Origin of the sequence: Hymenobacter jeollabukensis (assembly GCF_005771675.1) — a bacterium.
GTDB lineage: Bacteria > Bacteroidota > Bacteroidia > Cytophagales > Hymenobacteraceae > Solirubrum > Solirubrum jeollabukense.
The window spans coordinates 1-12959 of the sequence record NZ_VAJM01000018.1 but is presented as its reverse complement, the minus strand read 5'-3'; the positions used below and the strand labels follow the sequence as shown (position 1 = coordinate 12959).

The 12959-nt window shown below is 55.3% G+C and carries 15 protein-coding genes; 11 read left to right on the top strand and 4 right to left on the bottom strand.

Going from position 1 to position 12959, the window contains the following annotated elements; all coding sequences use genetic code 11:
- Positions 1-3: 3 nt before the first annotated feature.
- The 3 genes from FDY95_RS24070 to FDY95_RS24060 form a co-directional block, all read right to left on the bottom strand.
- Positions 4-2553, bottom strand: a complete 2550-nt coding sequence (locus FDY95_RS24070; RefSeq protein ID WP_138081949.1) for a DEAD/DEAH box helicase family protein — start codon at positions 2551-2553, stop codon at positions 4-6.
- A gap of 171 nt (positions 2554-2724) precedes the next feature.
- Complete coding sequence (locus FDY95_RS24065) at positions 2725-3012, bottom strand: hypothetical protein (RefSeq protein ID WP_138081947.1); 288 nt, start codon at positions 3010-3012, stop codon at positions 2725-2727.
- On the bottom strand, positions 3002-4090 hold the full coding sequence (locus tag FDY95_RS24060) for a GIY-YIG nuclease family protein (RefSeq protein ID WP_138081945.1): 1089 nt from the start codon (positions 4088-4090) through the stop codon (positions 3002-3004). The genes FDY95_RS24065 and FDY95_RS24060 overlap by 11 nt, the downstream gene beginning before the upstream one ends.
- Before the next feature lie 179 nt (positions 4091-4269).
- Between FDY95_RS24060 and FDY95_RS24055 the strand changes: the two genes are divergently transcribed.
- The 10 genes from FDY95_RS24055 (at position 4270) to FDY95_RS24005 (ending at position 11382) form a co-directional block, all read left to right on the top strand.
- The gene (locus FDY95_RS24055; protein ID WP_171025833.1) at positions 4270-4779 is read left to right on the top strand and encodes an FtsZ/tubulin family protein; all 510 of its coding nucleotides are present in this window, start codon (positions 4270-4272) and stop codon (positions 4777-4779) included.
- Between the two features lie 28 nt (positions 4780-4807).
- On the top strand, positions 4808-5131 hold the full coding sequence (locus FDY95_RS24050; RefSeq protein WP_138081941.1) for a sigma factor: 324 nt from the start codon (positions 4808-4810) through the stop codon (positions 5129-5131).
- A gap of 156 nt (positions 5132-5287) precedes the next feature.
- Positions 5288-6199: a helix-turn-helix transcriptional regulator gene (locus FDY95_RS24045; RefSeq protein WP_171025832.1), complete on the top strand. Its 912-nt coding sequence runs from the start codon at positions 5288-5290 to the stop codon at positions 6197-6199.
- 79 nt (positions 6200-6278) lie between these two features.
- Complete coding sequence (locus tag FDY95_RS24040; RefSeq protein WP_138081937.1) at positions 6279-7988, top strand: DUF262 domain-containing protein; 1710 nt, start codon at positions 6279-6281, stop codon at positions 7986-7988.
- A 622-nt stretch (positions 7989-8610) separates the two neighbouring features.
- Entirely contained in the window at positions 8611-8889 is a 279-nt protein-coding gene (locus FDY95_RS24030) for a type II toxin-antitoxin system RelE/ParE family toxin (RefSeq protein WP_138081933.1), read from the top strand.
- A gap of 33 nt (positions 8890-8922) precedes the next feature.
- Positions 8923-9231: a HigA family addiction module antitoxin gene (locus tag FDY95_RS24025; RefSeq protein WP_317129515.1), complete on the top strand. Its 309-nt coding sequence runs from the start codon at positions 8923-8925 to the stop codon at positions 9229-9231.
- Positions 9232-9246: 15 nt separating this feature from the next.
- Positions 9247-9669, top strand: a complete 423-nt coding sequence (locus FDY95_RS24020) for a hypothetical protein (RefSeq protein ID WP_138081929.1) — start codon at positions 9247-9249, stop codon at positions 9667-9669.
- 3 nt (positions 9670-9672) lie between these two features.
- Positions 9673-10491, top strand: coding sequence for a hypothetical protein (locus tag FDY95_RS24015; protein ID WP_138081927.1), 819 nt, complete (start codon positions 9673-9675; stop codon positions 10489-10491).
- Between the two features lie 21 nt (positions 10492-10512).
- Positions 10513-10824: an antitoxin VbhA family protein gene (locus FDY95_RS24010; RefSeq protein ID WP_138081925.1), complete on the top strand. Its 312-nt coding sequence runs from the start codon at positions 10513-10515 to the stop codon at positions 10822-10824.
- A gap of 102 nt (positions 10825-10926) precedes the next feature.
- Positions 10927-11382: a hypothetical protein gene (locus tag FDY95_RS24005; protein WP_138081923.1), complete on the top strand. Its 456-nt coding sequence runs from the start codon at positions 10927-10929 to the stop codon at positions 11380-11382.
- A gap of 64 nt (positions 11383-11446) precedes the next feature.
- On the opposite strand, the gene FDY95_RS24000 is transcribed toward FDY95_RS24005, so the two are convergent.
- Positions 11447-11932 (bottom strand): hypothetical protein, encoded by a 486-nt coding sequence (locus FDY95_RS24000; protein WP_138081921.1) that lies wholly within the window; start codon positions 11930-11932, stop codon positions 11447-11449.
- Between the two features lie 117 nt (positions 11933-12049).
- On the opposite strand from FDY95_RS24000, the gene FDY95_RS23995 reads away from it, so the two are divergent.
- Positions 12050-12959 (top strand): Fic/DOC family protein (locus FDY95_RS23995; protein WP_138081919.1); only part of this gene is annotated, 910 nt, incomplete at its 3' end.

Here is a 12959-nt window from a genome sequence, read left to right as displayed (position 1 = left end):
CACTTACCGGGCTCCCTTGACAGCGTTTTGCTTTCGGGTCAGCAACTGCAGGTTCTCGAAGGTGGTCAGCCCCCCATTGCTTATCGCCGTGATGTGGTCCAACTGAAAGTCGAGCTTGTTTTTGCTTCGGTAATCGCCTTCCGCGCTTTGATAGTACCCTTCGGCATCGCGATGCTTCTCGTACACCTGGTCACTGAGCCATTTCCAGTACGCCGGGTTCTGCTCCCGGATTTCCCCCATCGGCAGTTCCTCTAGTCGGCGTAGCTCCTTCCGGTCGGTGGGGATAATGGTCGGGCGCTGGTAGAGGTCCGGGTTGCTGATGCGGCGGATGGCCAAGTCAACTTCATGCAGGAAGTAGCGCTTGTCGTGGCCAAAGAAGGTTTTCCACTGCGATTCGTGCTCGTCCCACAGCTGGCTTTTGTAGGCTTCTTCCTGCGAGCGACTGTAGTCGCCCGCCAGAATATCCTTGGCCACGTTGGTCACGTCAAACTTGGCCCGGTCCTGCAACTCGATGTAGCTCGGCAGCGATTCGCTTTGGTAATAGTACTGCACGATGTCCTTGACATCTTGCGGGCTGTACCCCGGGTACAGGTCGTGGCCGAAGAAAATCTTGCTCTCGATGGTCGCGCTTAGGTCCTGCAGCTGCGCTTCCGACAGGTAATCCGCCACCGGGGCCTTCAGGCCTGCTACCAGCGAGGGGAGCGCATGCATCAAATCGGCGTAGGGCTGCTTGAGGTTGCTGTACACGAGAACCTCGCAGTTCTTCTCCCGGGCTTCCTCCTCGAACTGACTCAACAGGGAGAAGTGATAGATGCCCAGCGGCAAACGCTCGATGAAGGGCATGTTTTCCAGCTTCTCTTTGTCGGCTTTGTCGATGTGGTCGTTCACCAGCACCGCGAACTCTTCAATCTTGCTGATGGAGATGAGCCGGACGAGCTGCTTTTGGGTGTTTTTCTGCGTGTCGTTGAAGTCCGTGTTCTCCTCGATTATCAACCGCTCGGGGTTGACCCAGGCAACCTTGTCCTCCCAGTTGTCAATGAAGCTGACGATGTAGGCTTCCTTGGTGCCACCGGCCTTTTCGCCGCGCAGCCCCCGCCCAATCATCTGCGTCATCAACGTCGGCGAGATGGTCGGCCGGGCCAGGAAAACGGTTTGGACATTGGGCAAATCCGTGCCTTCCGTTAGGATGTTGACGTTTATCAACACGTCCAGTTCACCGGCCCGGAAGCGCTGGATAATCTCTTTGTTGCCCTTGCTGGAAATGGTAACGCCGGTGGCTTGGTCCCGAATGGAGGAGAGCACGTACTCGCAGCGGATGTCCTTCAGCTGAAATAGCTTTTTCAGGGCAATGGCGTTGTCCTGATTGAGTGCAAAAACGAGGGTCTGCTTGTATTTGGCCTTGTTCTCGCAGTAGCGGTTGACAATGCACCAGTTGCGTTGGTCGTTTTGGGCGATGGTTTTGGCCGTTCCCTCGCCGATGCTGCCAATGTCGAAGTAGTTCAGCTTGTCCAGTTCCTGCTTGTTGAACAGGCTCAAGACGTTGAAGTCGGTTTCGACACTCTCAAAGACGGGCTCGGACAGGATGCCGCGGGTGATGAGCTTGCGTAAGTCAATCTTGTAGATGATGTCGTCCGGGAACACTTTGGCCAGCAGCCCCTGCTCTTCCTCGACGGTGCGGAAGGGCGTCGCGGTCAAGCCAATCATCCGAAACTGCTTGACGCTGCCGCGGATGCTCTCGATGAGCTTCCGGTAAGTCCGGGCCGTTGCGTGGTGCGCCTCGTCGATGATGAGAAAGACTTCTTCCTGGTTAACCAGCCATTTATCCAGCAGGTACTTGAAGCCGGCGTTCAGGCTGTCCTTGCTGGCAATGATGAGGTCATCGGTGGGCCGAATGTGCACCGGCTTGTCGTGAATGCCCGAAATGATGCGGTAGTTGAAGGAGGGCTTGGTACGCAGAATGTCTTGAAAAGCCAGCCGTTCGTGAAACGTCGCCTTGGCCTGGTCCAGGAGTTCGTGCCGGTGCGCAATCCAGAGGATTTTCTTGTTCTGGTTAAGCAGGTTGGTGCACAGCCAATGGGCCGCCGTCAGGGTTTTCCCGCCGCCAGTTGGCAAGACGAGCAAGCCCGCGAAGGGCACCTTCCCGGACTTGGTGATTTTATCATTCAGATGCTGCAAGGCCTCCTTCTGGTGAGGGTAGAGGGCGATGCCGCTGTCCTGCTTGGCGACCTCGATGGTCCCGGCGTTGTCGTAGCTAATCTGGTCCTGGCCGTTCTGCATGGTTTGGGCTGCCCCTTCGAGGCGGAAGGTGATTCGGTCGGTGGTGCGGCGGTCAAAATGGGCGATAGAGCTTTGCGACTCGCGCTTACACCACACGGTGATGTTGTTGGCTTGTAAAAAGGAGTCAATGATGGCCACCCGCTCGGGGTTGCGCCGGAGACCCATCCCGAACCAATCCAGGAAGTTGACATACTTCAACACCAGCAGCTTGCGGTCGCGCTCCTTTATCAACCCTAAGAGGTGTTCACAACCGGCGATTACTTCAGCCTCTTCCATATTAACAAGATGCGGGTGCTAAGAAAGGACACAAGATAGGAGTAGCATTTTCACGGATGGGCTTGGGCCAGTTCAACAGAAATAGCCTACGAACCATCAGCGATGGACCGTAGGCGCTGCAAGTGAACGAAGAAGCTGCTCGTGCCAAACTATCGCAATTACCTAAATCCGTTAGTCCTGCCCATTTAGGTAGTCCTGCCAGATTTCTTCCCACTCGCTCAGGTGGGCCTGCGCGGATTCATAGCTTGGGAAGTCGTAGGCAATGACATCGGCCAGGTATTCCTTCTCCCACTGCTTCGTGCCTGGGTGCAGCACATAGACTGGCCGGGTCTTGTACTCCACCAGCAGTTGCCGAGTGTCGTTGCCGTCGATGAGAAACGGCGACAGCTTGAAGCACTTGATTTGGGCCAGGTCGAGCGTCAGGCCCGCGTGCGTGGTAATGGCTGCCTTATTGTTCATGGGATGCTTTCTGGTTAAGGCCGTGGGCGCGGGAGCCGAGCTTTTTCATAAAGAGGTATTCGCGTTTGATGACTTCGGGCCGGGTCATGGTTTTGGGCAGGGTCATCAGGACGGTGAATTGGAAATGCCGGCCGTGCTGAGCGTCGGTGGCCAGGAGCTTGACCAATTCCACGTTGCCCCCATGGCCCCGCGTGGCCACGTAGTCTTTCCAGCGGCCCCAGATGCCTTCCGTGCCGGAGGCCGAGCCAATGTATTGCTTCCCGCTGGACTGGTCCAGTATCAAGTACACCCCGGCCGTGGCCGAGAGCATCCGGTACCACTCGTCGCGGGGCGACTGGTTGGTGACGAGTTGCGTCAGCTCCGCGAACGAAAGGGTGAAATCCAAGTAGTCGGTAAAGGGCTGGCTGAACGGCTTGGGCTGAATTTCCAGTACCGTCTTGCCCACTTCCGGCCGCAGCCATTGGTGCCAACTGATGGCGGCCCTGCCCCAGTCAAAGATGACCCGCTCTTTCAGGTCGGCAAAGCCGGGCACTTCGACCAGGTTGTAGTAGTAATGTTCTTCGGTTTCGCGCTCGATGCCCTGCACCTGAAACACCCCCACAAAGCGAGACTGGCTGCCCGGCTCGCCCAGGCAGGCCACGAGGAAGTCGCATTTGTCAAACACGCGGTTCCCTTGCTGGCGCTGGTAGTCGAGGAAAGCCGGCCGGTGGTTGCGGTAGAGGTCGTGGATGTCAAGTTTACCGCTGGTATCGCGGTGCCGCACCAGCTTCGTTTTGGCCGTGCGCGGGAGGCCGCGGGCATAGAGCAGTTCCTGCAAGGTGATGGGGTTACCGCGCCCGGCTTCATCCGGGGCTTCCTTATAATGATAGACGCAGCCATCGAGTACCCCTTGGTCCAATTCGGGGTAGCTGAATACGATTTCCCGCCCGTTGGCTTCCCGCAAAATGGTGCACAGCTGTTCCGGGCCAAACCCCATCATATAAGTTATGGGGCTCTCGGCCGCTGGAAACTGCTCCTGGTAGGCATCCAGCAACGCGGTAAGCTCGCTTTCCTGGTCTGAAAGTAGTGGGTTGGTCATTCGATTTGGGCCGGGGGATTAGCAGCCGGGCCTAATAAGAGCCAAAGAATCGGTCGGTGCAAATCGAAGATATCCCGAACATTTAGCTTAACCCCGGCAGCAATTCTCCGGCCCGGATGAGAACGACACGTTCTGTCGTCGTCTGCCTGCACCTTCGTATAAAATTGGCACCTCAACCCATGCAGACCTCACTCATCCCACCCCTCGCAAGCGGCCCAGCCCAGGCGGATGCCCTGTTCACGTCCTGGCTACAGGAATGCGCCGACGTGCCGGCCAAGCAGGCATTGACACCGGCCACAAAATCCGGCCTGTTGACCGTCTTGCACCACATCCTGGCGGATACCGGGGATATCAATGTAGACCACCAGGACGTTTGGGCACTGCTGGCCGGGGCTACCTGCCTTCAATTCGGCATGGCCACCGGGGAGGGCCACAACCGCGCCGCAGTTGTCGGACAGCAGCTGTGGACAGAATCCACCGTGCTCGGAGATGCTACACTACCGGCCCACCGGATTTTGCTGGCCATTCAAAGCGGAACGGCGACTGAATTGGAAATGGACGAGCTAACCTACCTACTGGAATACGTGGTGAGCCAGGCCGGCGACCAGGCCGAAGTTGTGTTTGGGCACGGCCTCAATCCGGCCCTCGGCGAAAGCATCCAGGTGATGATGCTCGTCAGCCGGCAGTAAGACAACTCCTACCCTTCTGAGTAACCCCATGCTACGACCGCTGCGCATTGTTAAATTGGAGTGTCAGACCGAGGAAGACCAGCAAGCCCGGGAAGAGGTGCTGAACACTCCGATACCTCCCGGCCTTCCACCGGACACCAATATGCTCCTGGTTTCCGTTGCCCGCCGCTACCGGGGGCGGGGCCTGAGCCTGGCTGAACTGGTCGAGGCCGGGAAAGAAGGCTGGCAGCAGGCACAGCGCTACTTTGGAGCCGATACCGACAAGTTCGAGCGGTGGGGTCTGCTGTGGGTGCAGGAGAGCATGTTGATGGCCCTTTACGACAATGAAAATAAGGCCGGCCCGCCATCATAAAGGGAGTTTGCCGGCCGCTACTTATCCTTACCTTGCACCTTGCTTACGCTTCTTCAGGAGAGCAGGTACCGTCCGTTTGCCTTCTACTCCAGGGGATGAAATAGGGCAGCGTATTCGGTTGAAATCCTGGACGAACGGAAGCCCTTGCTTTCTTCTGTGACGACCCACGCCCATTTTCTTCGTCAACTTTTAGTGGTCCTGCGCCTGCAGCACCTCAAGCGGGCGGTGCCTTTTGAGGAGTTGCGCGACTACCTGTTGGAGCAGTCCTCGCTGCGGGACCTGGCCGCTAACTACTCGCAGCGCACTCTGCAGCGGGACTTGCCCCAAATCGCCGAGCGCTTTGGCGTTACCATTGGGCACGACCGGCGAGCCGGCGGCTACGTGATTGTCTCGGCAGACCCGTTGCCGGAAGGCTACCAGCGACTGCTCGATGCCTTTGAACTGCAGGAGTTCCTGCGCCTCCCGACGGCCCTGAGCCCGTTTGTGCAGTGGGAGTCCCGTCGGCCCTTGGGCACGGAATGGTTGCAACCGTTGCTGCGCGCCATTCAACTGCGCCGGCAGGTCGCGTTTCAGTACCATAAGTTTTGGGAGGAAGCGCCCACCAACCGGACTGTTTCGCCCTTGTTGCTCAAAGAATTCAAAGGCCGGTGGTACCTGCTGGCGCACGAGCCGGCCCGCCAGGGGCTGCGGTGCTTTGGGCTCGACCGCATCCGGGCGCTGGAATCGACAGTTCTTTCATTTGAGCCCCCTGCGGACTTTGAGCCCAATACCTACTACGCCCACAGCTTTGGCATCATTCGCCCTGACCACGAGCCGCCAGCTGAAATTGTGTTGGGGCTGGAACCGACCCAAGGCCAATACCTCAAATCGTTTCCTCTCCATTCCTCGCAACGGATTTTGGTGGATACGGACGAGGAGCTACTGATTCAGCTGACCGTCTACAACACGCACGACCTGCTAATGGAACTGCTCTCTCTCGGTGACCAAGTGCAAGTATTGGCCCCGGCTTCGCTCCGGGCGCAGGTTAAGCAAATTCATGCCTCTGCCATAGCGTGGGCCTCTATGTAACACAGCCAAACGCCTCAGAGCACATAGTAGGGCGATTCACAAGCCGAACAATCCTAAGTACCACAATCAACCCAACTGAATGGAATCGTCCACTACCATCAAGAAAATGCTGAACGGCAACAAAATTGTCGTTCCCTCCTATCAACGCGCCTATTCGTGGGATACTGACCCGAAGAAAGAGAATTCCAATAAGCAGGTCAATGTGTTTCTCCGGGACTTGGAGGAGTACAATATCAGTTCAGCTAAAACGGCCTACTACTTTGGGCACTTTCTTTTTGAAGAAAAATCGGTTGAGGACTTCGCCGTCGTTGATGGCCAGCAGCGGCTCACCACCATTGTCATCTTTCTCTCGGCATTGTTTGCCCGTCTGAAGGCGTTGCGACCATTGACTGAGCAGGAAGAGACCAGCCGTGAGTCCATGCTTCGGGTACGGTCTACCTACCATTTTGAAACCGTGAGTTATGACCGGCAACTCTTCAAGGAATACGTCATTGACCAGGAACGGACTGATAATCGGGGACTGAAAACGACTTCTGCCAAACGCATTGTGGCAGCCTTCGATTTTTTTACCCGCGTTCTGGCCGAGAAGGATGAAGCCTACCTCGTGAAGATGCTGGCTACGGTAAGTTCCGCGACCTGTTCCACGCACCCGGTAAAGGATGAATCAGAGGCCATTCAAATGTTCATCTTTCAGAACAACCGCGGCAAGAAGCCTTCCAACCTGGAGTTGCTCAAGGCCCAGTTCATGTTCACCGTGCACCTGCAAGGCGGGGATGAAAAGGATGAACTCATCAATGTAATTAAAGAACGCTTTGAGAGCATCTACAAGTCCATCTCTTCGATTGAAAGCAAGTTTAAGGAAGATGATGTGTTGGGTTATACCGCGCAGGTCTACTTCAATTCGTTGGCGGAAAGCACACCACTCGAACGGGTCAACAAAAAGCTCGCTGGCTCAAATCCCATCGGATTCATCAAAGCATTTACCCTGTCGCTTTATACTAGCTTTCAACACCTAACAACTTTCTACACCGAGGACGAGCCACGCCATCATGAAATTCATTCGCTGATAACTCTCGGAGGGTTCAGCCTAGTAATCCCGTTTATCATCAAGGCCTATTCCTTCCGCCTGCCGGTCGAGGACATCTGCCAACTGTGTGTTTCCTTGGAATCAGTGGTCCTGCGCAGCCGTATTATCGGTACCAAGGCGGTCCTGACGTCTCGCCTCAGCGACGTATACGCCAAGTTTAAGCAAGATAATCCTCCTATCCAGCCGACTATCCAGCCGATAGTGAAGCAGGTCGATTTCTTAAAGACCACCACTGACTGGTGGTTTGCCTACTGGAACAACACGGAGTTGGAAAACGCGCTGCAAGGGTGGCTGCACCCCTCTACTGCCAAGTTCCTGTTATGGAAATACGAGAACCACTTGGCGAGCAACGGAAAGCGCGGGTATGCCCTAGCGCGATTTGACGCAATAGAGAGCCCGGAACTTGAGCATATTGCCCCGCAGACCCCTCCTAAAGGCGAACCGGTAGCAGCTGGTTATCCCCTGTACGATGATGACTTTCGCAACAAGTACATCGACTGCCTTGGCAATTACCTGCTTCTTTCCAAGTCACACAACTGTTCGGCTGGCAACAAGCCGTTTCAGGATAAGCGTGCTTCCTACACTCATTCTGCACAGCAGCGGGAAATACAGACCTTAAGCGAAAAAGCAGGCATATGGAGCAAAGAATTGATTAAAAGCAGAAAGGAGACAATCATCAAGTTCATCATGGAGACCTTGTAGTCGGCATGAAAAGGCAGGCTGCATCATCATTGACAACTGTGTCTTAGAGAGCACTTACAGGGAAGCCGAAAACTGTATAGAGTAGGCAATAACACTTTTTGTTAATATATAAATGAGCAACTTTTATTGTAAACATTGTGGCGGCAAGCAGTCGTCCATTTCCATGCTGACTTCTATCACATGCCCACGGCATCCCCTCGGTGCTAATAAAGGGAAGCACGCCTTATATGAAGGCTCTGAAAAGAGCCAGTATGCTTGCAAAAACTGCGGTAGCAAGCAGTCGTCCATCTCCATGCTGACCTCAATTACTTGTCCCAGGCACCCTCTTGGGGCAAACAAGGGCAAACACGAGCCAGCACTGTAATCACGGTGGGTGGGGTTGCAGAAGCTATCTGTATCCCCACCCATCGTGCTTATATGTGCCTAATAGGACTTCTGAGACTTGAGCTTTAAGGCGCATGAAGTAGGTAAGCGGAGCAGTAGCATGCAGGAAGGATTCTTTTAAAGTTTTTATGTAACGTGAAACGTTACAGGTTACATTTGCGTTGTATTTCTGAAACCAACCCCCGTTACCAGCGACAGATGACCAGCACCAGAAATCCTCACAACGCCCGCGTACCGGATGATACTTTCCCTTCAGAGCAAACCGCTCAAGCAGCTGTATGAAAAAGGCGATGCCTCCAAGCTCCCCGCAGACCATCTAGTTAGAATTACTAATGTGCTCACCCGCCTTGATGCCGTGAAACGGCCCGAGGAAATGAACACGCCCGGTTCCGATTACCACCAACTGAAGGGGGACCGAAAGGACTTCTACTCGGTGAAGGTGAAAGCCAACTGGAAAATCATCTTTCGCTTCGAGGGCGAGGATGCGCTAGACGTTGATTACCTGGATTACCACTGACCCACTCGTAAGAAAGCGCCCACCAACATGCCCATGTTCAATCCTTCCCACCCCGGCGATTTGATTCGCGAAACCATTGAGGGGCTGCGCGAAGAAACCGGGGAAAAACTGACCATAGAAGAAGTGGCCGAGGGGTTGGGCACCACCCGCAAAACCTTGTCGGCCATTCTTAACAAGCGCCAGGGCGTGACGCCGGAAATGGCCTTGCGCCTGGCCGCGGCATTCCGTAACACCACGGCCGAGTTTTGGCTGACCGTGCAGGAACGCTATGACCTTGCCTTAGCCCGCCAGCGGACCTCCGTGGCTAACGTGCGCGTATTTTGGGAGCCGGCTCAAGCATAGCATCCTTACCCTGCCATGAGCCTTTCCCTTTCTTCGTCTGCTTTGAAACGCAGGCAGCAACAGCGACAGCAGCCCCGGCAAGTTCTTAACTTGCCGGCCAACCAGCCCAAGTTAGATATGAGCCAGGCCCTCACAAAAACCGTCATTGCCCAGGATTCACCTAACGGCGGCGACACCGACCACTTGCTTCCCGTCATTGAGTTTCTGAAGGCCCAGGGCTACACCCCAGCAGCCGGTGACGAGTTCCAGTTCAACCGCGACGGTTTGGGTACCTATGGCTTTACCGAGCCCCTCGACGTGGAGCTATTGCGCAAGCACTTTGAATTTCCGGCCAGCATTACCCTCTCACCTGGGATGCTGCACGACAGCCGCCACTTTGTACGAATCGGCCAGGGCATCCCCAACCAGCCTGCCCGCAAGTTCTCATTTGAGGCATAAGGAGTGAGCGTAACCATTCCCCCAGCCGATACCGCCGCCCGCCAGGCGATGACCGACCAGGGCAACGCTCTTTACCCCGGAGTGGACCAGTGGGAACACCCCAAGAAAGGACTACCGGCCGGCAAGATGCTCGTGCAGTTCGACTTTCGGGATGCCGACGTCATCAGAAAGAGCCAGAGCACGGCCAGCGTGTACTTCACCGACGCAGATACGCTGATGAAGTACCTGACCGAGAAAGACCAGGTGCAGGCGCGGGGACTGGCCGAAGCGTTGCAGGTTGGCCCCTACCGCCCGGACCCGGACAGCCCCCATCTCTATAGCCAGAACGTTGCGCTTTACCAGTTGCAGCGGGAACTAAGGGCCGAGCAGGTGCAGGTAGCCCAGCCGGCCGAGTTTGGTGAAGGCCATACTCGTAACAATCTGCATTGGGGTGAGGGAGTCGGTAAGCAGTTCTTTATTGCCATCCCCCGCGACCAGTTGTTAGGCGGCGAGAATCCCTTGCTGAAGCTGAGCGGTGTCATGCCGTGCATTGACCGGGAGCACCGCTTGGATTGGATGAAGCAGGCCGAGCAGCAGAAGCAGCCCGACCAGGGCGTGAAAGAAGCCGTGGCCCGGGTCTTTGAAAGCCGTGTACAGCAACTGCTAAATGGCAATCCGGAGCAGCAAGAGCGCGGCCAGGAAATTGCCGAGTTGCTGAAGGTTCGCCGCTCCTTTGATACGCCGGCCCTCGACCACCCCAGCTTGAAAAAGTTGCCCACTCCCCCACTTACCCCCGCTACTTCCACAACAGACAAACAGCGCCGCCGAGGCCCCCGTTTCTAGCCCAATTACGTATCTTGTAGTATGGAAAAGACCCCGTATTTCTCCGACAACGAGCGCACCGAGCAGCAGCGCCGCGACGTAGTAAAGTTCGCCGTCGGTGTGTCCATGAGCCAGAACCGGCACCCATCGGCGCAACTCGTGGAGTTGCAGAACCGCTACATCGCCGGTGAGATTGACTTGGAGCAGTTATCGGCCGTCCTCGATGCCGAGTACGCCCCGGCACCAGGTCCTGACCCTTTGGCCAAGTACGCCCCCGGCGAAGGTCCCCAGGTGGAGCCCGCGCACGAGTACAGCCCGTATTTGCACTTTGAGGAACGCATCGTTAGCCTCTAAGCACCCATCCCATTAAGCCCGGCCACTTGCCGGGTTTTTTGTGCCCTTTTCAGGCATAGGTTTTTAAATATTTTTCCACCCCAGAGGCCATTTAACATACCGATGCCAGACTACCAACCCGGAGATATCTGCAAATTCACTACTCCTGAACAAGAAGCCCGTCATCCTTTCGCAGTGATTGGAAAGTGTGATAATGACAACTATTTAGGATGTATGATTACGCATGGAGACCCCAAGATTTGGGTGGATAACATGCCAATGAGTCCCAGCTATTTTGTCGAACGGGATGAGAACGGAATCGCTCATGAAGTCTTCTATTCAGTAGAAAACGGCGTTGGTTCGCACTTTCTGAAGGTTGGCTTAGAAAAATGTACTGGTCTCGATGTGTATCGAGCCGGCCGACTCACAGAAGAAGGTCTTAGGGAACTTACTAGAATAGTCAAAAAGACTGCCCCTGAACTTTGGGATGTCTACGTGATTTACTCAAGGGCTCAAAAGGAGCACAACATTAGAGTTGCTAGAAGCAGGGCTAGAAAACTGAGAGAGAAGAAGTTGTGATGGAATGGGGGAAGACGCCAGAAAACCAGCAACCGGTACGCGGATTCCGAAGTGAGGTTGGTATCTATCTCTTCAGTATATCATCCATGAAATAGACAGTGAAGTAGAGTGGTTGGCCACCTTCCAACTCCATATAATAGATGGCCTTGCCATTGGTTATGATGCCTCCCTTGGTAATGTCTATGTATTGCTTGCCCTCATAATTCCATTTCGTAATTCTGTTGTTTTCAACCAGGTAGCTGTTAGCCCCACAGTCATTCCCAGTCGTTGTAGACATAATGGTATTGTGCCAGCCATCAGATATTGACTGTGGGTAAGTCCCAGCACTTTCATACATCTCTTTGGTCTGCGAAATACACTCTTTTACCTGGCTATCATAAGCCGCTTGACCTGCTGCTCTCTGTTCTAGAGCCCTATTGGAATTGCGTTGGTTGGTGTTAGACCTTGTCTGTACCTTCTGCTCTGGCAGGGTGCTATACCGGCTAAGTTGGGCGTTGGCATGACTAGTAATCACTAGCGAAAGAAGGAAGAGTAAAAGGCCGTTTTTCATTGTCTTTCAGTTAAGGACCAACTGCTGTTAGCTAATAATTGGCTCAAAGTAACAGATAGTTTAAGCAGATAATCGTTTAGCGTGTAAATCCGCCCTGTTGCAACAAGAACCCCCTTTATGGCTGACCTCTTTACCAACCCGGCCGATGGCTTGCTTTATAACAACGTCCGCGCAACCAGCGAGACACAGCTAGACCGTCTGGAAGCCGACTTGTCAATAAAGCGGCTGATGTTCGTTCGGGCGCAGGTAGGCTTAGTCGCCCCCAGGCAGCCCTTAGAGCCCATCGTTGGCCCGTCCTATGTCATCCCCCCTATCCCGCGCTCCTTTGACGAGCAGCACTTACGGGCCATGCACCGCTACTTATTTCACGACGTGTACCCGTGGGCCGGCGAAACCCGCCAGGACCGGGGATTTCAGGGCTATAAGCCTGCGGTGAACATACAGGCCGACCACATGATGACCTACGCTAACCACCGTCGCGTGGGCGCCGACGTGGCCGCTATTACGGCGCAACTCACTGCCGAGAATAATCTAAGAGGGCTATCCAAGCCGCAGTTCGTGGAACGGGCCGCGTACTATCTCGACCACCTCAACCACGTTCACGCCTTCCGCGAGGGCAACGGCCGCACGATGCAAGCGGTTCTGATGCAGCTGGGCCACCAGGCTGGTTATCGCCTCGATTTCCAGAAGGTGCATAAGGAGTTTAACCTTGCCCGGGATACCGGCATTGTGGGCATCTCGACCAGCGCCCACGAGAACCAGACCCGCTTACGCTACCTGCTCGATGCGGCCACCGGTGAGCTACCAAGTGCCGCAGCCAAAGCAGCACGCCATCCAAGTCAGGCCCGCCCCCTGAGCGCTCCCACATTGGAGGTGGCGCAGCTAGAGGCCCTGCGCGAGTTGAAGGCCAGCAGCCAGCGAGTAGGCATCCGCCACGCTCAGGAAACCGGGGCTCCCTTAAAGGACGCCAACGGTGCAGCGATTATGTCCCCGCTTCTTACCTACGTGCAGGCCGCCGTGATGGCCC

Coding starts and splice junctions, on each gene's coding strand:
- FDY95_RS24070 (WP_138081949.1), bottom strand. CDS start 2,553: ATGGAAGAGGCTGAAGTAATCGCCGGTTGTGAACACCTCTTAGGGTTG.
- FDY95_RS24065 (WP_138081947.1), bottom strand. CDS start 3,012: ATGAACAATAAGGCAGCCATTACCACGCACGCGGGCCTGACGCTCGAC.
- FDY95_RS24060 (WP_138081945.1), bottom strand. CDS start 4,090: ATGACCAACCCACTACTTTCAGACCAGGAAAGCGAGCTTACCGCGTTG.
- FDY95_RS24055 (WP_171025833.1), top strand. CDS start 4,270: ATGCAGACCTCACTCATCCCACCCCTCGCAAGCGGCCCAGCCCAGGCG.
- FDY95_RS24050 (WP_138081941.1), top strand. CDS start 4,808: ATGCTACGACCGCTGCGCATTGTTAAATTGGAGTGTCAGACCGAGGAA.
- FDY95_RS24040 (WP_138081937.1), top strand. CDS start 6,279: ATGGAATCGTCCACTACCATCAAGAAAATGCTGAACGGCAACAAAATT.
- FDY95_RS24030 (WP_138081933.1), top strand. CDS start 8,611: ATGATACTTTCCCTTCAGAGCAAACCGCTCAAGCAGCTGTATGAAAAA.
- FDY95_RS24025 (WP_317129515.1), top strand. CDS start 8,923: ATGTTCAATCCTTCCCACCCCGGCGATTTGATTCGCGAAACCATTGAG.
- FDY95_RS24020 (WP_138081929.1), top strand. CDS start 9,247: ATGAGCCTTTCCCTTTCTTCGTCTGCTTTGAAACGCAGGCAGCAACAG.
- FDY95_RS24010 (WP_138081925.1), top strand. CDS start 10,513: ATGGAAAAGACCCCGTATTTCTCCGACAACGAGCGCACCGAGCAGCAG.
- FDY95_RS24005 (WP_138081923.1), top strand. CDS start 10,927: ATGCCAGACTACCAACCCGGAGATATCTGCAAATTCACTACTCCTGAA.
- FDY95_RS24000 (WP_138081921.1), bottom strand. CDS start 11,932: ATGAAAAACGGCCTTTTACTCTTCCTTCTTTCGCTAGTGATTACTAGT.